The organism is Pseudomonas sp. ICMP 561 (assembly GCF_002699985.1).
GTDB classification, from domain to species: Bacteria; Pseudomonadota; Gammaproteobacteria; order Pseudomonadales; family Pseudomonadaceae; genus Aquipseudomonas; species Aquipseudomonas quasicaspiana.
Genome location: NZ_LKBT01000004.1, coordinates 155,517 through 176,990 on the forward strand (window position 1 = coordinate 155,517; position 21,474 = coordinate 176,990).

The window sequence follows — 21,474 nt, forward strand, 5'->3', positions numbered from 1 at the left end:
GCACCGTTTGGCAAGGTCAGAGGCTGGTTCGACACCGTTTGGGGAATCATTAGGTTCTTTTGGAGTCGGAACAGTGCTCGCCAACCCGGCAATTAATAGCTGGCCGTTGGTTTCTTCATCTGTTTTCGGCGAGGGTTGCTCGTGATTGTTAGTCCCTGTAATGCGGTAAAGACACCTGGCAAGCGGTTGCGTAGCGCGCTATTGGCAAGTTCAGCCCTGATCTCACTATTCAGCGCCACTCAACTGTGGGCGTTTAGTCTTGATGACGTAGCGAGCAGAGCGAAAGAACTGGCCGACAAAAAATACGAAGCCCCGCGCAGCAATCTGCCCGCCGAGTTCCGCGACATGAAGTTCGCGGACTATCAGAAAATCCGTTTCCGTGAGGATCGTGCCGAATGGGCTGGCGACAGAACGCCGTTCAAAGTCTCGTTCTATCACCAGGGTATGCACTTCGACACCCCGGTCAAAATCAACGAAGTCACTGCGACCACCGTTGAAGAGATCAAGTACGACGCCAGTCGTTTCGATTTTGGCGATGTGAAGTTCGATCCCAAGTCGACCGAGAATCTCGGCTATGCCGGTTTCCGTGTTTTGTACCCGATCAACAAAGACGACAAGCAAGACGAAATCATGACCATGCTGGGCGCGAGCTACTTCCGCGTCATCGGTAAAGGTCAGGTTTACGGCCTGTCTGCTCGTGGCATGGCGATCGATACCGCGATGCCTTCCGGCGAAGAGTTCCCGCGTTTCACCGAGTTCTGGATCGAGAAGCCAGCCACCGATGACAACCACCTGGTGATCTTCGCGCTGCTCGACTCCCCGCGCGCAACCGGTGCCTACAAGCTGACTCTGCGTCCGGGCACCAATACGCTGGTCGATGTCCAGTCGCGCATGTACCTGCGTGACAAGGTCTCCAAGCTGGGCGTTGCTCCGCTGACGAGCATGTACCTGTTTGGTGCCAACCAGCCTTCGCGCGTGCAGAACTATCGCCGCGAGCTGCATGACTCCAACGGTCTGTCGATTCAGGCAGCCAACGGCCAATGGCTGTGGCGTCCACTGACCAATCCTAAGCACTTGGCCGTCAGCAGCTTCTCGGTAGAGAACCCGCGCGGTTTTGGTCTGCTGCAACGTGGTCGCGACTTCGCTAACTACGAAGACCTGGACGACCGCTATGACAAGCGTCCGAGCGCATGGATCGAGCCTAAAGGTGATTGGGGCAAAGGCACCGTCGACCTGGTAGAAATTCCGACCGCCGATGAAACCAACGACAACATCGTTGCGTTCTGGAAGCCGGAAACCCTGCCAGCACCGGGCCAGCCTGTTGATTTCAACTATCGCATCCACTGGACCATGGACGAGAAAGCCATTCACTCGCCTGATCTGGGCTGGGTCAAGCAGACCCTGCGTTCCGCTGGTGACATCCGTCAGTCCAACCTGATTCGTCAGCTGGACGGCAGCGTTGCGTTCCAGGTCGACTTCGTGGGTCCGATCCTCGCGTCGATGCCTGAAGACAAGACTATTCGTAGCCAGGTGACCACTGACACCAATACCGAGCTGGTGGAAAACAACCTTCGCTACAACCCGGTGACCAAGGGCTATCGCCTGACGTTGCGGGTCAAGGTCAAGGACACCAACAAGCCGATCGAGATGCAGGCCTACCTGCTGCGTGAGATCCCGGCCGAGCCAGGCAAGGAACCTGCGGTACTGGTTGCTGACAAGGCTCACATCGGTGACGAGAAGAAAGCTGCGCCTGCTAAAGAGGCTGCGAAGAAAGAAGCCGCTGCAGACGCCGCCAAGGATCCGAAAGCCGACGTAGCCAAGGCTGATGCAGCCAAGCCTGCTGATGCCAAAGCCGATGCAAGCAAGCCAGCGGACGCCGCCAAGCCAGCTGATGCTGCCAAGGCAGACGTAGCCAAGGCTGATGTCGCGAAAGACAAAGACGGTAAAGAGACCCAGCAGCCTGAAGCCGAAGCTGCACCCACCAATCCAGAACCGGCCAAGACGCTGCAAGTCATGACCGAGACCTGGAGCTACCAGTTGCCAGCCGATGAGTAATTCCGTACCGGTGCCAGTGTCACTCAGCGAGTACTTGGCACACCTCCCGATGAGCGATGAGCAGCGAGCCGAACTGGCTGGCTGCACCTCGTTCGCCGAGTTGCATGAGCGTTTGTCTGCTCAGCCAGTCACCGACTCTGCCGAAGCCGCTCAGGCTTCGGTGGGTCGCCGACTGACGCTGACTACCGCCGAGGCTTTGGAAGAGGCCGAGATGCTGACCCTCGACGCCAACGGTCGTGTGTGCCTCAAGGCCACACCGCCGATTCGTCGGACCAAAGTCGTGCCGGAGCCATGGCGTACCAATATTCTGGTGCGCATGTGGCGTCGCATGACCGGTCGCAGTAACCCGGTCGAGCCAAAGGTCGAGCGTGATCTGCCGAAGGCGCGCTGGCGTACAGTGGGTTCTATCCGCCGTTATATCCTGCTGATCCTGATGCTTGGCCAGACGATCGTTGCTGGCTGGTACATGAAAGGCATTCTGCCGTACCAAGGCTGGTCGCTGGTTTCGCTGGACGAAATCACTCACCAGACGTTTGTACAGACCATGTGGCAGGTGCTGCCGTATGCCTTGCAGACCAGCATCCTGCTGCTTTTCGGGATTCTGTTCTGTTGGGTATCAGCCGGTTTCTGGACCGCCTTGATGGGCTTTTTGGAGCTGCTGACCGGCCGCGACAAGTACCGCATCTCCGGTGCCAGTGCGGGTAATGAGCCGATTGAAAAGGGTGCTCGTACCGCGTTGGTCATGCCGATCTGCAACGAAGACGTGCCCCGTGTGTTTGCTGGTCTGCGAGCGACTTTCGAGTCGGTTGCAGCAACCGGTGACCTCGATCGCTTCGACTTCTTCGTGCTCAGCGACAGCAACGAGACTGATATCTGCGTGGCAGAGCAGCAGGCCTGGCTGGACGTGTGCCGCGAGACCAAAGGTTTCGGCAAGATTTTCTATCGCCGTCGCCGCCGTCGCGTGAAACGCAAAAGCGGCAACCTCGACGACTTCTGCCGTCGCTGGGGCGGTGAATACCGTTACATGGTCGTGCTCGACGCCGACAGCGTCATGAGCGGTGAATGCCTGACCAGTCTGGTGCGCTTGATGGAAGCCACGCCGGACGCCGGTATCATCCAGACCGCGCCACGGGCGTCGGGCATGGACACTCTTTATGCGCGCATGCAGCAGTTTGCGACTCGCGTGTACGGTCCATTGTTCACGGCCGGTCTGCACTTCTGGCAGTTGGGTGAATCCCACTACTGGGGCCACAACGCGATCATCCGCATGAAGCCGTTTATCGAGCACTGCGCCCTCGCGCCGTTGCCAGGTAAAGGCGCTTTTGCCGGTGCGATCCTGTCTCACGACTTCGTTGAAGCCGCTTTGATGCGTCGTGCTGGGTGGGGCGTGTGGATTGCCTACGACCTGCCGGGCAGTTACGAAGAGCTCCCGCCAAACCTGCTGGACGAACTCAAGCGTGACCGTCGCTGGTGCCACGGCAACCTGATGAACTTCAGGCTGTTCCTGGTAAAAGGCATGCACCCGGTTCACCGTGCGGTGTTCCTGACGGGCGTTATGTCTTATCTGTCTGCGCCGTTGTGGTTCTTCTTCCTGGTGTTGTCCACAGCCTTGCTGGCAGTGAACACGCTGATGGAGCCGACCTACTTCCTTGAGCCGCGTCAGCTCTATCCGCTGTGGCCACAATGGCACCCGGAAAAAGCCGTTGCGCTGTTCTCGACGACCATCGTGCTGTTGTTCCTGCCGAAACTGCTCAGCATCATTCTGATCTGGGCCAAAGGCGCAGTCGGTTACGGCGGCAAGATCAAAGTCACGCTGTCGATGCTGATGGAAATGCTGTTCTCGGTGCTGCTGGCTCCGGTGCGCATGCTGTTCCACACCCGCTTCGTGCTGGCTGCCTTCCTTGGCTGGGCTGCGACCTGGAACTCGCCACAACGTGACGACGACTCCACGCCGTGGCTTGAAGCGGTCAAGCGTCATGGTCCGCAAACCCTGTTGGGTGCGTGCTGGGCGCTGCTGGTCGCTTGGTTGAACCCAAGCTTCCTGTGGTGGCTGGCGCCAATCGTGGGTTCGTTGATGCTGTCGATTCCGGTCTCGGTGATTTCCAGCCGTACCGGTCTAGGCCTCAAGGCACGCGACGAGAAGTTCTTCCTGATTCCTGAAGAGCACACGCCGCCGCAAGAACTGGTCTCGACCGATCTGTACACCCACGAGAACCGCTGGCACGCACTGAAGCAAGGCTTCATCCGCGCCGTGGTCGATCCGCAACAGAACGCGCTGGCCTGCGCCCTGGCGACCTCACGTCACCGGATCGCCGAGCCTATCGAGTTCGTACGGATGGAGCGTGTACGTCACGCGTTGGCAGTCGGGCCGGAGAAACTCAGCAATCAAGACCGCTTGATGCTGCTCAGCGACCCTGTGGCCTTGGGCCGCCTGCATGAGCAGGTCTGGACTGAAAACCACCCTGAATGGCTGGATGCATGGCGTGAGTCTGTTGCTGCCGACCCGCATGCACCGTTGCTGCCTTTGCAGCCGGTAGTGCGCGCATCTGAGCCGACGCTGGTTCACGCCTGATTCAAGGCAGTTAAACAAAAACGGCGCCCCGCAAGGGCGCCGTTTTTTGTTGGGCTGGAAATATCCCTGTGGGAGCTGCTGCATCTTCGCAGCAACCGCGTGACTCTGTAGGAGTGAGCTTGCTCGCGATTACGTCAGCACAGGCAATATATTCACCGACTGATAGACCGAAATCGCGAGCAAGCTCACTCCTACAGGTCCCACGTTGGCTGCGCGGCAACATGGTGTCAGGAACACCGGGCGACTCCTGCAGGAGGTCGCGTCATACCTTGTTGATCAACAATCCGGCTTGTCCGCCGTATAACGTCGCGCCGGGTTCACCGCCGCGCCGAACTCGCGCAAGGCCTTGGCACCGATCAACAGCGGATAGTTGAAGTGGCTGCGGTCTACCAGGTTCACCTCGACGGTGCGTTTCACGTTGCCCAGGCACAGCTCAAGGTCCACAACCGGGCGTTTGGTTGGGTCGAGGTCTTCGTCCTCGTCGTCGCCTTCTGCGCGGCTCTTGATTTTGCTGATTCGGGAAACCTTGTGTTCATACACCTTGTTGCTGGCGTCTTTGGTCGCCAGGCGGAAGCGCACCCAGTCATCGCCATCGCGCTTGAACAACTCGATATCCTTGGCCGACAGCGACGCGGTCAACGCGCCGGTGTCCATCTTGGCTTTGAAGGTTTCACCGATTTCCGCGACCTTGATGTTTTCGTAGCGACCATACAGCGTCGGCTCGGCAGCCATGACAGGCAATGCCAACAGGGACAATAGCGCCAGAGTTGATTTCACTGGGTAGATACCTTTTTTGGGTTACGCGGTTCTGTAGGAGCTGCCGAAGGCTGCGAATTGGTCCATGAGGTAAATATTTTCGCAGCCTTCGGCAGCTCCTACAGGTCATTCATTCGCGATTTTAGACATCGCGATCACACATCGTTCGCAGGCCAGAGCTTACCCGTAACCTTGTGAAACATTTGTCCGCGACAAGCGGATTTGGCGCAGGCGCTGTTGCTCTTTATCATGGCGGCCCTTGTAGTCCTCCAGAGATCCGTATGCGTCGCCTGCTCACTGGCTGTTTTGTCACATTGCTGTTGTTGCTTAACACGCTGGTCATGATCGGTCCGTTACTGATCTTCGGCCTGCTCAAGCTGACGTTCAGCGGTCAGTTACGCGAGAGTTGCTCGCAAGCGGTGGTATGGATTGCCGAAACCTGGGCTGAAGTCGACAAGCTGATCTTCTCGCTGTGCATTCCAACCCGGTGGGAAATCCGTGGCGACGAAGGTTTGCGCAGCGACACTTCTTATCTGGTGATCAGCAATCACCAGTCATGGGTCGATATCCCCGCCCTGATTCAGGCGTTGAACCGCCGCACGCCCTTTTTCAAATTCTTCCTGAAGAAAGAACTGATCTGGGTGCCGCTGCTGGGGCTGGCCTGGTGGGCGCTGGATTACCCGTTCATGAAGCGCTACAGCAAGGCCTTTCTGGCCAAGCATCCCGAGCTCAAGGGGCATGATCTGGAAATCACTCGTCAGGCCTGCGAGCTGTACAAAAATCAGCCAGTGACCGTGGTCAACTACCTGGAAGGGACCCGCTTCACAGCAGCCAAACATGCAGAACAGAACTCGCCCTATTCACACCTGCTCAAACCCAAGGCGGGCGGCGTGGCGTTCGTGTTGGCGGCCATGGGTGAAAAGCTGGATGCGATTCTGGACGTGACGGTGGTGTATCCGGGCGAGCGCATTCCGGGGTTCTGGAATCTGCTCTGCGGTGATGTTCCAAGGGTGATCATCGACATCCAGACTCGCGAACTGGACCCTGCGTTATGGCAGGGCGATTACGAGAACGATCCGCTGTTTCGCGAGAAAGTGCAGGGCTGGGTGAATCAGCTGTGGCAGGAAAAGAATGCACGCATCGCCACCTTGCGTGGCGATGCGTCCCGGGATTGACGGATCAGCGCTGAATCAGCTGCCTGCGCCCCACACGCTGCCCAGGCTTTTCAGCGCAGAACCGCCAGCACCTTGTTGACCCAGGTATTGCAGAATCAGCGGTACAAACTGGCTGACCATTGAACTGTCCATGCCCAGGGCACTGAACGCCTTGTTCACATCGCCCATGCTTTGAACGTTGCCCAACGCGCTGTTCAGCACCGAGCTTTCAGCGCTGTTGCCCGAATTACCCAACAGACCTCCCAAGCCATTCAGGCTGCCAAGGCTGCTCAATGCACTGTTGCCAGCAAGTTGATCGAGGCCCGGAACCGATTTGCTCAATTGGCTGTAGTCGTTACCGGCGAGTTTGTTCTTTGCCAGACCTAATAATGCGCCCGTGCCGCCGACGGCTTGCTCGGGGGTGACATTAAGGTTGGAGCCCAACAGATTGAGCAGGCCTGCTGCTTCAGGTGCTGCGGTGGCTTTCTGATTGCCGTTGGTGGCGTTGGAAACGGCGTTGGCCGCGTCATTCAGATTGAAAGCGAACACTGGGCCAGTCGCAACGGCCATCAAGGTTGCCAGTGCTATACCGCGTGAAATCTTCATTGCAACAAACCCCTCAAACGAAAAGTCCGGCAGCTGCCGGTAGAAACACGTGTTTGACCTTGGGCGGGTTGGCAATGTTCCTTGCGTTCGTCTCGTGAGTTAAAGCGAGCCTGCGTCGCCCCCATCGCGGGCAAGCCTCGCTCCCACAGTGGATCGCATTTTCCTGTGGGAGCGAGGCTTGCCCGCGATGGGGGCGACGCAGTTTCAGAGTGATAAAGTGCGACTTATGCCGCGCTGAACAACTTATGCGGATCAATCACAAACTTCTTCGGCACACCGGCATCGAACTCGCCATAACCGCGTGGCGCGTCGTCGAGGCTGATGACCTCCACTCCAACAATGTCAGCGATTTTGATGCGATCCCACATGATGGCCTGCATCAACTGGCGGTTGTACTTCATGACTGGCGTCTGGCCCGTGTGGAAGCTGTGGGATTTGGCCCAGCCCAAACCGAAACGAATGCTCAGGCTGCCCATTTTCGCGGCGGCATCGACGGCACCCGGATCTTCAGTGACGTAGAGACCGGGAATACCGATCTTGCCCGCTACGCGCACTACGCCCATCAACGAGTTGAGTACGGTTGCCGGTGCCTCATGCTGCACACCCGCATGGCCATGCCCGCGGGCTTCAAAGCCTACCGCGTCAACGGCGCAGTCCACTTCAGGCTCGCCCAACAGCGCGGCGATCTGCTCGTGCAGAGGGGTATCGAGGGACAGGTCGGCAATTTCAAAACCCTGAGCCTTGGCGTGAACCAGACGAGCAGGGTTCACGTCGCCGATAATCACCACTGCCGCGCCCAACAGGCGAGCCGATGCCGCCGCTGCCAGACCGACGGGGCCTGCACCAGCGATGTACACGGTACTCCCCGGGCCTACCCCAGCTGTGACTGCGCCGTGATAACCGGTGGGCAGGATGTCGGAGAGGCAGGTCAGGTCACGGATTTTTTCCATGGCGCGATCGCGATCCGGCAGCTTGAGCAGGTTGAAGTCGGCATACGGCACCAGCACGTATTCCGCCTGGCCGCCGGTCCAGTCGCCCATGTCGACGTAACCGTATGCACCACCCGGGCGAGCCGGATTGACGGTCAGGCACACGCCGGTGTGTTGCTCCTTGCAGGATCGGCACAACCCGCAGGCCACGTTGAAGGGCACCGACACCAGATCACCGATTTTCAGATTTTCGACACCAGTACCTTTTTCGATCACTTCGCCGGTGATTTCGTGGCCGAGTACCAGACCGGTTTGTGCGGTGGTACGGCCGCGAACCATGTGTTGGTCCGAGCCACAGATATTGGTGGAAACCACCCGCAGGATGACGCCGTGTTCGATCTTGCGCCCACGCGGGTCCTGCATTTTGGGATAGTCGATTTTCTGTACTTCGACCTTGCCAGCGCCGAGATACACCACACCACGATTGTCAGCCATTCTTTCACCTCGATTTTGTTGTTATGTCGCGGGGAAATGCGCTGCTTTTGTTGGGTACTTCAGCAACGCACTGATTGCTCTGGGTGCCTGCCGGGATACTGATGCCCGGTAGGAGGCAACTTGTTGGCGATGTAGGCGACGCGGTGTTCTAGTTGCATCGCCTCGCGAACAAGTTCGCTCCTACCATGCTCGTGTTTACAGGACCACCGTCCTGTTAGCGTTAAGAAACACACGGCGCTCAATGTGATAACCCACAGCCCGGGCCAGCGTCAGGCCTTCGATATCGCGACCTTTGGCAATCAGGTCTTCGGGGTAATGACTGTGATCGACCACTTCTACCCCTTGGGCAATGATCGGGCCTTCGTCCAGATCGTTGTTGATGTAATGCGCGGTGGCACCCACCAGTTTCACGCCCTTGTTGTAAGCCTGATGGTACGGCTTGGCACCTTTGAAACCGGGCAGCAGCGAGTGATGAATGTTGATCGCCTTGCCGTCCAGCTTGCGGCACAAGTCCGGGGACAGCACCTGCATGTAGCGGGCAAGAATCACCAGCTCGGCACCTGACTCTTCGATCACCTGCCAGACTTTGCTTTCCTGAGCGGGCTTGTCGTTCGGGTCCAGGGGGAAATGGTAGTACGGAATTTCATGCCAGCGCGCCAGCGGCTCCAGATCCGGATGGTTGGACACCACCGCGACCACGTCCATGGACAACTGGTTGATGCGCTGACGGTAGAGCAGGTCGTTCAGGCAGTGATCGGCTTTTGAGACCATGATCACTACTTTTGGCCGATAGTTCGGCGCGGTCAGCTCGAAGATCATGCCAAAGGCTTCGCCGCGTTCAGTCAGACCTGCGCGGAAACCTTGTTCGTCAAAACCGTCTGGCTGACGGAACTCCACCCGAATGAAGAAGCGGCCGGACAGGCGATCGTCAAAGGAATGGTGCTCGGTGACGTAGCAGCCCTGCTCGAACAAATAGCGGGTCACCGCGTCCACCGTGCCCAGCACGCTGGGGCAGTCGGCAGTCAGAATCCATGTGTCGGGGGCGCGGCTCATTAATCAACTCCTGGTGTTTTTTGATCTGTAGGAGCGCGCTTGCCCGCGATCGGCTGCGAAGCAGTCGTGAAAATGGTGAATGACCATTGTCTGAAAGTCGTTCCGACTTTATCGCGGACAAGCGCGCTCCTACAGGGAGTGGCAGTGGGTTCAGGCCTGAATGGTCAGGCCGTACTCGGCACTCGCATCCTGCAACCACATCCACCAGTAATCGGCGAAGCTACGACGGATCAGCAGTTCCCAGGTTTCCTCGCCGGTGCGGCGGATTACCAGTTGGGACTTGGCGAACACGGTACCGACGGCTTTACCCACCGGGAAGTTGTCCGGATGCACGTCGTAGCTGGTGGATTTCATCAGCACTTCACGGACTTTCGGGCCGCTCAATTCGAGGATGGACTGACCGCCGCTGACGTTAACGATCGCGATGTGCAGGCCGGTCAGTTCAGCGCGTAGTTTTTGCTCCACCGCAAACTCTTCACCGGTCGGTACGATCAGCAGCCATTCATCAGGGCCGAGCCACTGGATCGAGCTGTCGCCACTGATCACCAAGGCCAGTGCGCCCGGCAACTCCATGCCCAGGGCTTTGTGCACGCCTGCGGCAAAAGCAGGATCGTGAGCATCGCCGCGAATGGTCAAGTGACCGAGTAATTTCTTCTCGCGCAAAGTCACGCCAGGGTTGGCGCGACCTTTACCGACCAGGCTATTCAGGTCGGCGTGAAACAGCGGTGACTCGGCTTTCTCGCCGGTCGTTGGCCGCTGCTGGTAAACGTTGGCTGTGGTCATAGAGCACCTGTTTCTGAATTCTGTTTTTCGGTGGCGCTGCCAGCCGCCTCGCGGCTAAAGCCGCTCCTACGACGGTAGGTAATCCCCCGTAGGAGCGGCTTTAGCCGCGAGCCGGTTGAATGCCATCAAACGTTCTGCTGCTCACCCTTCGGATCGAAGAACACCGAGGACACAATTTCGGCTTCGATCACGCTGCCATCCGCCTGCGGCGAGAACACCCGTTCACCCATGCGTTTCAGGCCGCCTTTGACCACGCCCATGGCAAACGAATAACCCAACGAGTTAGCCGCATAGCTGGAGGTCACGTGACCGACCATGGTCATCGGAATCGACTGTTTCGGGTCGAACACCAGTTGCGCACCTTCGGGCAGCCATTTGTTCGGATCAACCGGCTTGAGGCCGACCAGTTGTTTACGTTGCTCACGCACACAGTCTTCGCGATTCATACCGCGCTGGCCGATCCACGAGAACGGTTTGGTGCGGCCGACACACCAGCCCATGTTCAGGTCGTCCGGAGTCATCGAGCCATCGGTATCCTGACCGACGATGATGAAACCCTTCTCGGCGCGCAGTACGTGCATGGTCTCGGTGCCGTATGGCGTGAGGTTGTACTGCTTGCCGGCTTCGATGATTTTTTCCAGCACGCCCATGGCGTAGTCAGCCTGGATGTTGACCTCGTAAGACAGTTCACCGGTGAACGAGATACGGAACACCCGTGCCGGAACGCCGCCGACCAGACCTTCTTTCCAGGTCATGAACGGGAACGCCTCACGGTCCAGATCGATGTCAGTCACTTCGCTGAGCAGCTTGCGGCTGTTCGGGCCGGACAAGGTCAGGGTCGCGTAGTGGTCGGTCACGGAAGTGAAGTACACCTTCAGATCAGGCCATTCAGTCTGCTGGTAGATCTCCAGCCATTGCAGCACGCGCGCCGCGCCGCCTGTGGTGGTGGTCATGATGAAGTGGTTGTCGGCGACACAGGCGGTAACCCCGTCGTCGAAGACCATGCCGTCTTCCTTGCACATCAGGCCGTAACGCGCCTTGCCCACATCGAGCTTGGTCCAGGCGTTGGTGTAGATGCGGTTGAGGAACTCGCGCGCATCCGGACCCTGAATGTCGATCTTGCCGAGTGTCGAAGCGTCCAGCAGGCCAACGCTTTCACGTACGGCTTTGCATTCGCGAGCCACGGCTGCATGAATGTCTTCGCCGGCTTTCGGGAAGTACCACGGACGTTTCCACTGACCGACGTCTTCGAATTCGGCACCGTTCTTCACGTGCCAGGCGTGCAGGGCGGTGAAACGTACCGGCTCGAAGATATGCCCACAGTGACGACCGGCTACTGCGCCGAAGGTCACGGGCGTGTAGTTCGGGCGGAACATGGTGGTGCCCATTTCCGGGATGGTCACGTTCAGCGAACGTGCTGCGATGGCCAGGCCGTTGACGTTACCCAGTTTGCCTTGATCGGTGCCGAAACCCAGTGCGGTGTAGCGTTTGACGTGTTCCACCGACTCGAAGCCTTCACGGGTCGCCAGCTCGATAGCCGCCGCAGTGACGTCGTTCTGCAGGTCGACGAATTGCTTCGGCGCACGGGCAGTCGGTTTGTCATGCGGCACCTGGAACAGCGCCAGCGTCGGCTCTTCAGCGCGGCTCAGGGCTTTCGGCAGAACGCCTTCGACCACTTTGAAACCGGCTTCGCTCGCTGCGCGCACGCCGCCCTCGAAGCCGTCGGCCAAAGTGTCGCCCAATGCATAAACGCCATTCACGCCACCGACGCACACACGCTTTTGCGGTGCTTCGCCCGGTACGAAACCAAGAATGTCTTCACGCCAGACCGGCTTGCCGCCCAGGTGCGAGGCGAGGTGGACGATAGGGCTGTAGCCGCCGGAGCTGGCGACCAGATCGCATTCGAGCCATTCGCCGGGGCTTGTTACGCGATGTGCCCTTACATCAATGGCCGCCACACGAGCGGCGGTGACGTGCTTGCTGCCACGGGCTTCGATCACGGCACTGCCGGTCAGAATCCGAATGCCTTTGGCGCGCGCTTCTTCAACCAGTGCGCCGCGTGGGTTATGACGCGCATCGGCAATCGCCACCACTTGCAGGCTGGCGTCGAGCCAATCCAAAGCAACGCGGTAGGCGTGATCGTTGTTGGTGGACAGCACCAGTTTTTTGCCCGGCGCTACGCCATAACGACGTACATACGTGGAAACCGCACCGGCCAGCATGTTGCCCGGCACATCGTTGTTGCCGTAAACCAGTGGGCGTTCGTGAGTACCGGTGGCCAGCACGACACGCTTGGCACGAACCCGATGCATGCGCTGACGGACCTGGCCGATAGGTGCGCGGTCGCCGAGATGGTCGGTGAGACGCTCGTGAATGGTCAGGAAGTTATGGTCGTGGTAGCCGTTGACGGTGGCGCGAGGCAGCAGCACTACGGTTTTCAGGCTTTTCAGCTCGGCAATAACGGTGGCGACCCATTCAGCAGCCGGTTTGCCATCCAGGCTTTCGCGGCTGTCCAGCAGACTGCCGCCGAACTCTTCCTGCTCATCGGCCAGAATCACCCGGGCACCGCTGCGAGCGGCCGCCAGAGCAGCGGCGAGGCCTGCTGGGCCACCACCGACGATCAACACATCGCAGTGCTGGTTCATGGCGTCGTAAGTGTCCGGGTCGTTTTCAGTCGGTGAACGACCGAGGCCGGCGGCCTTACGAATGTACTTCTCGTAAGTCATCCAGAACGATTGCGGGTACATGAAGGTTTTGTAGTAGAAACCCGGCGGCATCAGCTTGCCGCCGACTTTGCCGAGAATCCCCATCACGTCATTGTTCACGTTCGGCCAGCCGTTGGTGCTGGTCGCGACCAGGCCCGAATAAAGTGCCTGTTGCGTGGCGCGCACGTTCGGGATCTGCGTCGCTTCGGTAGCGCCAATCTGCAGTACCGCGTTCGGCTCTTCAGAACCTGCCGCGAAGATGCCGCGAGGGCGGGAATACTTGAAGCTGCGGCCTATCACATCAACGCCGTTGGCCAGCAGGGCTGCGGCGAGCGTGTCGCCCTCAAAGCCCTGATAGGTCTGACCGTTGAAGTTGAAGTTCAGGACTTTGCTGCGGTCGATGCGGCCGCCGTTGGGCAGTCGGTTGGTCTGGCTCATACCTGGTCTCCCTCGCCGCTGGCTGTCTTCTCAAACGCAGGGTTGCTGAACTGCGGTTTAGCGCCAATCGGGTAGGTTTCGAGAATTTCGTAAGTCACGGTGTCGCGGGTGGCGTTGAAGTACTGACGGCAACCGGCGGCGTGGATCCACAGTTCGTGATGCAGCCCGCGCGGGTTATCGCGGAAGAACATGTAGTCGCCCCATTGCTCGTCGGTGCAGGCTGCCGGGTCCAGTGGACGCGGTATGTGTGCCTGACCTGACGCATGAAATTCCTCTTCGGAGCGCAGTTCGCCACAGTGAGGACAGAAGATATGCAACATAAGGAAGACTCTCCTGTTAGTGGGCGACAGCCGCTGCGCCGTGTTCGTCGATCAACGCACCGTTGTGGAAACGGTCGATGGAGAAAGGTTTGGCCAATGGATGCATTTCACCTTTAGCCAGACTTGCTGCGAATACGTTGCCCGAGCCAGGGGTGGCCTTGAAACCACCCGTGCCCCAACCGCAGTTGAAGAACATGTTCGGGACGGGCGTTTTGGAGATGATCGGGCAAGCGTCCGGCGTGGTGTCGACGATGCCGCCCCACTGACGGTTCATGCGCACGCGGGATAACACCGGGAACATCTCGACGATGGCCTGAATCGTGTGTTCGATCACCGGGTATGAACCGCGCTGGCCGTAGCCGTTATAGCCGTCAATACCGGCACCGATCACCAGGTCACCCTTGTCGGACTGGCTGATATAGCCGTGTACGGCGTTGGACATGATCACGCTGTCGATAATCGGCTTGATTGGCTCCGACACCAGCGCTTGCAGTGGGTGGGATTCAACGGGCAGACGGAAGCCTGCCAGTTTCGCCATGTGTCCCGAGTTACCGGCTGTTACTACACCGACGCGCTTGGCACCGATGAAACCTTTGTTGGTTTCCACGCCGATGCATACGCCGTTTTCCTTGCGGAAACCGATGACCTCGGTTTGCTGAATCAAATCCACGCCTAACGCATCGGCGGCACGGGCATAACCCCAGGCGACGGCATCGTGACGTGCCACGCCGCCGCGACGTTGCACGGTGGCGCCGATGATTGGGTAGCGTGTGTTTTTCGAGCAGTCCAGGTACGGGATTTCTTCCGCTACCTGTTTGCCATTGAGCAGTTCACCGTCCACGCCATTGAGACGGTTGGCGCTGACCCGACGCTCTGAGTCGCGAATGTCCTGCAGGGTGTGGCACAGGTTGTATACGCCGCGCTGGGAGAACATCACGTTGTAGTTCAGGTCCTGAGACAGGCCTTCCCACAGTTTCATGGCGTGTTCGTAGAGATGCGCTGACTCATCCCACAGATAGTTGGAGCGTACGATAGTCGTGTTACGTGCGGTGTTGCCGCCGCCCAACCAGCCTTTCTCGACCACGGCCACATTAGTGATGCCGTGCTCCTTGGCCAGATAGTAAGCCGTCGCCAGACCGTGTCCGCCGCCACCAACAATTACCACGTCATAGACTTTTTTCGGGGTTGGCGTGCGCCACATGCGCTGCCAGTTTTCGTGGTGGCTGAGGGAGTGTTTGAGAAGGCCGAAGCCTGAGTAATGCTGCATGAATAACTACTCCTGACTCAGCTATAAACCGGGAAATCGGAACACAGGGCTGCAACCTGGCTGGCGACATTGGCCTCGACGTCGGCATCACCGAGGTTGTCGAGGATGTCGCAGATCCAGCCGGCCAGCGTGATGCATTGGGTAACTTTGAAGCCGCGAGTGGTGACCGCCGGGGTGCCGATACGCAGACCCGAGGTCACGAACGGTGATTGCGGGTCGTTAGGCACCGAGTTCTTGTTGACGGTGATGTGCGCACGACCCAAAGCAGCATCGGCGTCTTTGCCGGTCAGGCCCTGACGGATCAGGCTGACCAGGAACAAATGGTTATCGGTGCCACCGGAGACCACGTCGTAGCCACGGTCGATGAACACCTGCGCCATGGCCTGAGCGTTATCGATGACTTGTTGTTGATACGCGACGAAGCCTGGCTCCGCCGCTTCTTTGAAGCACACGGCCTTGGCGGCGATCACGTGCATCAACGGGCCGCCCTGGCCGCCTGGGAATACCGCCGAGTTGAGCTTTTTCTCGATCTCTTCGTTGGCCTTGGCCAGGATCAAACCGCCACGTGGACCGCGCAGGGTTTTGTGAGTGGTGGTGGTTACAACGTCGGCGTACGGCAGCGGGTTCGGGTACAGACCGGCCGCGACCAGCCCGGCAACGTGAGCCATGTCGACAAACAGGTAAGCGCCGACCTTGTCAGCGATGGCCCGGAAGCGCGGAAAGTCGAGGGTTTTCGAATAAGCCGAGAAACCGGCGATGATCATTTTTGGCTTGGACTCGACGGCGATGCGTTCGACTTCGTCGTAATCGATCAGGCCGGTGTTGGTGTCGATGCCGTACTGCACCGCGTTGTAGAGCTTCCCGGAGAAGCTGACTTTGGCGCCGTGGGTCAAGTGACCTCCGTGGGCCAGGCTCATGCCCAGCACGGTGTCGCCTGCTTGCAGTAGTGCCAGATAAACCGCGGCGTTGGCCGAGCTGCCGGAGTGCGGCTGCACGTTTGCGTAATCAGCGCCGAACAGTTGCTTGGCGCGCTCGATGGCGAGCACTTCAACTTTATCCACATGCTCGCAGCCGCCGTAGTAGCGCTTGCCCGGATACCCTTCGGCGTATTTGTTGGTCAGGCCGCTGCCCTGGGCTTCCATCACGCGCTGGCTGGTGTAGTTCTCCGAGGCGATCAGCTCGATGTGATCTTCCTGACGCTGCTCTTCGGCATTCATCGCGGCCAGCAGTGCATCGTCATAGCCTTGGATTTGGTCATTCTTGCTGAACATCGCGGTTCTCCCAGCGGCGGCGTAGCGCCTGACTTATCGGTAGAGCCACAGCATCTAAGCAGGGCCCTTTGACAGCGATACTAGGGCCGGACCAAAGACGCCAAATGCCTGCGCGCGCCACGCAAAGGTGCGTTTACGACATGCGATAGCAAGGAGTCAGAAATAGCAGGATGAGGTCGCCCAACTGTAGGAGTGAGCTTGCTCGCGATTGACCGCGGAGCGGTCATAGGACGGCTGGTTGCTGTGTGTCAGTGCAAATATGAACACTGATTTACGACTGCTGCGCAGCCGATCGCGAGCAAGCTCACTCCTACAGGATCAGTGTTTCAAAAAAATCCCCCGGGGATGCCGGGGGATTTTGTGCCGCTAATGTCGCAATCAGACCAGAGCTTTGCCCATACATATCCAACAGATGCGGCCAGTCGCCACTGTCATTTCTGACAGTTACGCCGAGGCTAGTCTCAGCGGTAAGATCGCTTCGTCAAGGAGTTGGTTTCGGTCATGAGGTCTCTTGATTTTGGGCAGAAGTTATGTGCCCGCCATCGTGAAGGAATATGAGGTCATGACAATGGGTAAGAACGTTGAAATCCAGAAAAAAGACGGGAAGTCGTTTCTGGTACTGGAAAATATCCCGAGCCAGGAAGCGCTCAAATACATCAACAAGGGCGATTATCTTGCCACTGTCGGAAGCACTACTCGATATGTGATTAGCTATCGAGAGTTCGAGCAAAGTGATGGCTTTATGAGAATCACAATTGGTCTTGCGCACGCTGATTGAGGTCACGCGTCAACATCCCCCTCTTGCAGGGGGATGTTTTGCTTCATGTCGCAATCAGACCACAACTTTGCCCGGCAACTGCCCATCCGCCCGGAACATCCCGCGAATGCCACGCACGGCCTGGCGAATCCGGTCCTGATTCTCGATCAGCGCGAAGCGCACGTGATCATCGCCGTACTCACCAAAACCGACACCCGGCGAAACACAGACCTTGGCTTCGGCGAGCAGCTTCTTGGCGAATTCCAGTGAACCAAGGTGGGCGTAGGCGGGTGGAATTTTGGCCCAGACGTACATAGACGCTTTTGGATTCTCGACCATCCAGCCCAGTTCATGGAGACCTTTGACCAACACGTTACGACGCTGGCGATACTGCTCGGCAATATCGAGCACGCATTGCTGATCGCCTTCCAGTGCAGCAATGGCCGCGACCTGCAGCGGTGTGAATGTGCCGTAGTCGTGGTAGCTCTTGATCCGCGCCAGAGCGTTGACCAGCTCCGGGTTGCCGACCATGAAGCCGATTCGCCAGCCCGCCATGTTGTAACTTTTGGACAGGGTGAAGAACTCGACAGCGATGTCTTTGGCGCCCGGCACCTGCATGATCGACGGGGCTTTCCAGCCGTCGTAGACGATGTCGGCGTAGGCGAGGTCGTGAACCACCAACACGTCGTATTGCTTGGCCAGCGCAACCACGCGCTCGAAGAAATCCAGTTCCACGCACTGCGCGGTCGGGTTGGACGGGAAGCCGAGGATCATCATTTTCGGCTTGGGGATCGAGCCGCGAATGGCTTTTTCCAGCTCGGCGAAGAAGTCCACACCGGGAATCAGTGGCACCGAACGCACTTGGGCGCCAGCAATCACCGCGCCGTAGATATGAATCGGATAGCTCGGGTTCGGTACCAATACCGTGTCGCCCTGGTCGAGGGTGGCGAGCATCAAGTGCGCCAGACCTTCCTTCGAGCCGATGGTGACGATGGCCTCTTCTTCCGGGTCGATATCGACGTCGTAGCGTTTTTTGTACCAGTTGGAAATCGCCCGACGCAGACGCGGAATGCCACGCGAAGTCGAGTAGCCGTGAGTGTCTTCACGCTGGGCGACGGTAACGAGTTTTTCGACGATGTGCGGTGGGGTTGGCCCGTCGGGATTACCCATGCTCAAGTCGATGATGTCTTCACCACGACGGCGCGCGGCCATTTTCAGCTCGGCGGTGATATTGAAGACATAAGGGGGGAGTCGATCGATCCGCGCAAAACGGCGCGGCGAAGGTAGGTCTGCCATGGAGGCCTCAGATACGTAAGCGCCCGGAACCGTCCGAGCGACGTTGGCCACTGCGGTGACCAGCGCTGAAGATAAGGGCGCTGCTGGCGTTTTGTCTACAGGGATTTTCAGACCGCCCTATTCCCTGTAGGAGTGAGCTTGCTCGCGATGCGCTGTGTCATTCAGACAATTATCATCTGACTAGACGCCATCGCGAGCAAGCTCACTCCTACAGGGGGGCGGGTGTGATCCATATTGCCAATATCTCCCGCAACCCCAACAACACCAGAAAGTGCGCGGGATAGATCGCGTATGCCCAGCGCCGCATCGGTTTGACCGGGAATGTCAGACGGCGACGCAGCAATGCCAATCCGAGCATGGGTGCGGTCAGGCAAACCATCAGCGAACCGATGGAGATCGGATCACCCCAGGCGGCCCCAGCAAACATCTGCGGCCAGGCATTGCTCGCCACGCAAATCACGCCCGGCAACAAGGCGAACCAGAGCGGCCGATGCAGCACAAGCAGAAGCGCCAGCGGCAGCAGTGTGCCAAAGAAACCAAACATCAGGTATTTGTGAAAAAGTGCGGCGATCAGCAGCGAACCCAGTGCCATCAATCGTGTTGCAGGCAATCGGTGTCGCCAGCCTTGGGCGATCAGCAAACCGAGCACCAGCGTCGGCAATACGTTCAGCGTATGGGCGTCATCCGCCATGTACAGCCGATAGGGCAGCTCGGCCAGTACCGCGAACAAGAGCATCCATCCCAGATAACGCCACTGCACTTTGGGGTCAGGAAACAGCGCGGATTTGCGACCCAGATTGGCCGCAATCGCCAGACAGAACCAAGGGAATGCCAGGCGGCCCGGGACGTACAGCAGATCTATCGACCAGCCGACATAGCGCAAGTGGTCGAGTACCATGGCCAGCATCGCCAGCCACTTGAGCAAGTCGAGCGCCTTGTCGCGTCCGGGCAGGTAAGGCGGGTTCGAAAGATCCATATCTCTCCAGCGTTTTGGGGGTTCTTCGCAACGAGGCCGGTTTAATATCAGCCCTGTAGGAGCGCGCTTGCCCGCGATGGCGTCAGGTCAATCAACATCTTTGTCGGCTAACCTGACGCCATCGCGGGCAAGCGCGCTCCTACCAAAGCTATCTGCAACAAGGCAGCTAATGACCAAGCCCTGCGATCTTCGCTACAGTGCGCAGCATAATCAATGACAAGGATTCGGCCATGACCGATAAAAGCCAGCAGTTTGCCAGTGATAACTATTCGGGCATCTGTCCTGAAGCCTGGGCTGCGATGGAACAGGCTAACCACGGCCATCAACGTGCGTATGGCGATGACGAATGGACCGCGCGTGCCTCGGATCAATTCCGTAAATTATTTGAAACCGACTGTGAAGTGTTCTTCGCCTTCAACGGCACGGCGGCCAACTCAATGGCCCTGTCTTCGTTGTGCCAGAGCTATCACAGCGTTATCTGCTCGGAAACCGCTCACGTCGAAACTGACGAGTGCGGCGCTCCGGAGTTCTTCTCCAACGGCTCCAAGCTGCTCACTGCACGCAGCGAACAGGGCAAGCTGACGCCTGAGTCGATCCGCGAAGTGGCGCTCAAACGTCAGGATATTCACTACCCGAAACCTCGGGTCGTGACCCTGACCCAAGCCACCGAAGTCGGCAGTGTTTACCAGCCAGAAGAACTCAAGGCGATCAGCGCAACCTGCAAAGAGTTGAATCTGAATCTGCACATGGACGGCGCGCGATTTGCCAACGCCTGTGCATTTATCGAGTGTTCACCCGCTGAGCTGACCTGGAAGGCGGGTGTCGATGTGCTGTGCTTTGGTGGCACCAAGAACGGCATGGCGGTGGGCGAGGCGATTCTGTTCTTCAACCACAAGCTGGCTGAAGACTTTGATTACCGTTGCAAGCAGGCCGGGCAACTGGCGTCGAAGATGCGCTTCCTTTCAGCACCCTGGGTTGGGCTGCTGGAAGGTGATGCCTGGCTCAAACACGCCAATCATGCCAACCATTGCGCGCAATTGCTGGCGTCGCTGGTGAAGGATATTCCGGGTGTTGAACTGATGTTCCCGGTGCAGGCCAATGGTGTGTTTCTGCAATTGTCACAACCTGCCATTGCGGCACTGACGGCCAAGGGCTGGCGCTTCTATACCTTCATCGGCAATGGCGGCGCGCGCTTCATGTGCTCATGGGACACCGAAGAAGCCCGCGTGCGTGAGTTGGCAGCGGATATCCGGTTGGTGATGGGGGCTTAACGCGCGATGCAATTCCGGTAGGAGCCAACTTGTTGGCGATGCTGGCGACGCGGTGTGTCAGATGCGCCGCCTCGCGAACAAGTTCGCTCCTACCTGTGTATTCGAATCAGCCCTGCGCAATCGTCTTCGAAATCGCTTCCACCGTCGCATCGACCTTCTCGCGGCAGAGGTCCAGCTCGACCTGATGTTGCTGTTTGAGCTCGATCTGCTGCGAACACAGGTTAAGGGCGGCCAGCACCAGCAGGCGGTCGCCAATCAGCGTCGGGTATTTGCGCTTGGTATCGGCCAGCGATGCGCGCAGCAATGCGGTGGCTTGCTGCAGGGTTTGCTCTTCACCGGCCGGGGCCTTGATCGAATAGTCGTTGCCGAGAATCGAAACGACCGTCACCCCGTTTCTGTCAGTGCTCATGCGCTGACTGCGCTTGCGCTGGTCGCACGGTCAACAAGGGCCTGAATCCGCGCCGCAGTGGCACCTTGTTTCTCTTCCTGCTCCATCAGACTCAGTTGCAGACTGTCGTTGTCATCCCTGGCTTGGGCCAGCTCCGTGCTGAGCTGAGCGTTTGTGCTTTGCAGTTGCTGGTTTTGTTGCACCAGATCGCTGACGAGTTGTTCCAACTGGCTAAGGGATGCTTCCAACATTTTGATTTCTCTAGCAAATTTCAACGGGCGCACACCTTAAAGAAAAGTCACTGCGCATACCAGTTAAGCCACTTAAATAACGGCGTTCTGGCGCGCTGCGTCCTCCCTGAAGGCAAGTGCATAAACAGGCC

At 58.4% G+C, this 21,474-nt stretch carries 18 protein-coding genes; 5 read left to right on the forward strand and 13 right to left on the reverse strand.

Annotated elements, in window-relative coordinates:
* The first annotated feature begins 135 nt into the window (after positions 1-135).
* A complete protein-coding gene (locus AO242_RS05285; protein WP_176560572.1) occupies positions 136-2,055 on the forward strand; it encodes a glucan biosynthesis protein G in 1,920 nt (639 codons plus the stop codon).
* Positions 2,048-4,627, forward strand: coding sequence for a glucans biosynthesis glucosyltransferase MdoH (mdoH, locus tag AO242_RS05290; RefSeq protein ID WP_099267950.1), 2,580 nt, complete (start codon positions 2,048-2,050; stop codon positions 4,625-4,627). The genes AO242_RS05285 and mdoH overlap by 8 nt, the downstream gene beginning before the upstream one ends.
* A 276-nt stretch (positions 4,628-4,903) precedes the next feature.
* Here the strand turns inward: mdoH and rloA2 are convergent, their stop codons facing one another.
* Positions 4,904-5,404, reverse strand: coding sequence for a retropepsin-like aspartic peptidase RloA2 (rloA2, locus tag AO242_RS05295; RefSeq protein WP_095092544.1), 501 nt, complete (start codon positions 5,402-5,404; stop codon positions 4,904-4,906).
* 260 nt (positions 5,405-5,664) lie between these two features.
* Here rloA2 and AO242_RS05300 point away from each other — a divergent pair, with 260 nt between their 5' ends.
* Positions 5,665-6,558, forward strand: coding sequence for an acyltransferase (locus AO242_RS05300; RefSeq protein WP_099267951.1), 894 nt, complete (start codon positions 5,665-5,667; stop codon positions 6,556-6,558).
* A 15-nt stretch (positions 6,559-6,573) separates the two neighbouring features.
* Here AO242_RS05300 and AO242_RS05305 read toward each other — a convergent pair whose 3' ends face one another.
* The 8 genes from AO242_RS05305 to glyA all read right to left on the reverse strand — a co-directional run bounded on the left by AO242_RS05305 (position 6,574) and on the right by glyA (position 16,404).
* On the reverse strand, positions 6,574-7,143 hold the full coding sequence (locus AO242_RS05305; RefSeq protein ID WP_099267952.1) for a DUF2780 domain-containing protein: 570 nt from the start codon (positions 7,141-7,143) through the stop codon (positions 6,574-6,576).
* A 224-nt stretch (positions 7,144-7,367) separates the two neighbouring features.
* A complete protein-coding gene (gene fdhA, locus AO242_RS05310) occupies positions 7,368-8,567 on the reverse strand; it encodes a formaldehyde dehydrogenase, glutathione-independent (RefSeq protein WP_095092539.1) in 1,200 nt (399 codons plus the stop codon).
* Between the two features lie 195 nt (positions 8,568-8,762).
* Positions 8,763-9,620, reverse strand: a complete 858-nt coding sequence (purU, locus tag AO242_RS05315; protein ID WP_027898965.1) for a formyltetrahydrofolate deformylase — start codon at positions 9,618-9,620, stop codon at positions 8,763-8,765.
* 150 nt (positions 9,621-9,770) lie between these two features.
* Positions 9,771-10,403, reverse strand: coding sequence for a sarcosine oxidase subunit gamma (locus AO242_RS05320; RefSeq protein ID WP_027898964.1), 633 nt, complete (start codon positions 10,401-10,403; stop codon positions 9,771-9,773).
* A gap of 125 nt (positions 10,404-10,528) precedes the next feature.
* Positions 10,529-13,546 carry a sarcosine oxidase subunit alpha gene (locus tag AO242_RS05325; protein ID WP_099267953.1) on the reverse strand — a complete coding sequence of 1,006 codons (3,018 nt, stop codon included), beginning with the start codon at positions 13,544-13,546 and terminating at the stop codon, positions 10,529-10,531.
* On the reverse strand, positions 13,543-13,866 hold the full coding sequence (locus AO242_RS05330; protein WP_027898962.1) for a sarcosine oxidase subunit delta: 324 nt from the start codon (positions 13,864-13,866) through the stop codon (positions 13,543-13,545). The genes AO242_RS05325 and AO242_RS05330 overlap by 4 nt, the downstream gene beginning before the upstream one ends.
* A 16-nt stretch (positions 13,867-13,882) precedes the next feature.
* Entirely contained in the window at positions 13,883-15,133 is a 1,251-nt protein-coding gene (locus tag AO242_RS05335) for a sarcosine oxidase subunit beta (RefSeq protein ID WP_027898961.1), read from the reverse strand.
* A 17-nt stretch (positions 15,134-15,150) separates the two neighbouring features.
* Positions 15,151-16,404, reverse strand: a complete 1,254-nt coding sequence (gene glyA / locus AO242_RS05340; RefSeq protein WP_099267954.1) for a serine hydroxymethyltransferase — start codon at positions 16,402-16,404, stop codon at positions 15,151-15,153.
* 562 nt (positions 16,405-16,966) lie between these two features.
* On the opposite strand from glyA, the gene AO242_RS05345 reads away from it, so the two are divergent.
* On the forward strand, positions 16,967-17,182 hold the full coding sequence (locus AO242_RS05345) for a hypothetical protein (RefSeq protein ID WP_141562185.1): 216 nt from the start codon (positions 16,967-16,969) through the stop codon (positions 17,180-17,182).
* Positions 17,183-17,236: 54 nt separating this feature from the next.
* On the opposite strand, the gene alaC is transcribed toward AO242_RS05345, so the two are convergent.
* Positions 17,237-18,457, reverse strand: a complete 1,221-nt coding sequence (alaC, locus tag AO242_RS05350) for an alanine transaminase (protein WP_099267956.1) — start codon at positions 18,455-18,457, stop codon at positions 17,237-17,239.
* A 208-nt stretch (positions 18,458-18,665) separates the two neighbouring features.
* Positions 18,666-19,433, reverse strand: a complete 768-nt coding sequence (locus tag AO242_RS05355; protein ID WP_099267957.1) for a TraX family protein — start codon at positions 19,431-19,433, stop codon at positions 18,666-18,668.
* Between the two features lie 230 nt (positions 19,434-19,663).
* Between AO242_RS05355 and AO242_RS05360 the strand changes: the two genes are divergently transcribed.
* Positions 19,664-20,704, forward strand: coding sequence for a threonine aldolase family protein (locus AO242_RS05360; RefSeq protein WP_099267958.1), 1,041 nt, complete (start codon positions 19,664-19,666; stop codon positions 20,702-20,704).
* A gap of 106 nt (positions 20,705-20,810) precedes the next feature.
* Here the strand turns inward: AO242_RS05360 and AO242_RS05365 are convergent, their stop codons facing one another.
* Together AO242_RS05365 and AO242_RS05370 are read right to left on the reverse strand one after the other, a co-directional pair.
* Positions 20,811-21,113, reverse strand: a complete 303-nt coding sequence (locus AO242_RS05365) for a cell division protein ZapA (protein WP_099267959.1) — start codon at positions 21,111-21,113, stop codon at positions 20,811-20,813.
* Entirely contained in the window at positions 21,110-21,343 is a 234-nt protein-coding gene (locus AO242_RS05370; protein WP_027899824.1) for a hypothetical protein, read from the reverse strand. Before AO242_RS05370 ends, AO242_RS05365 begins: the two co-directional genes overlap by 4 nt.
* Between the last annotated feature and the right edge of the window lie 131 nt (positions 21,344-21,474).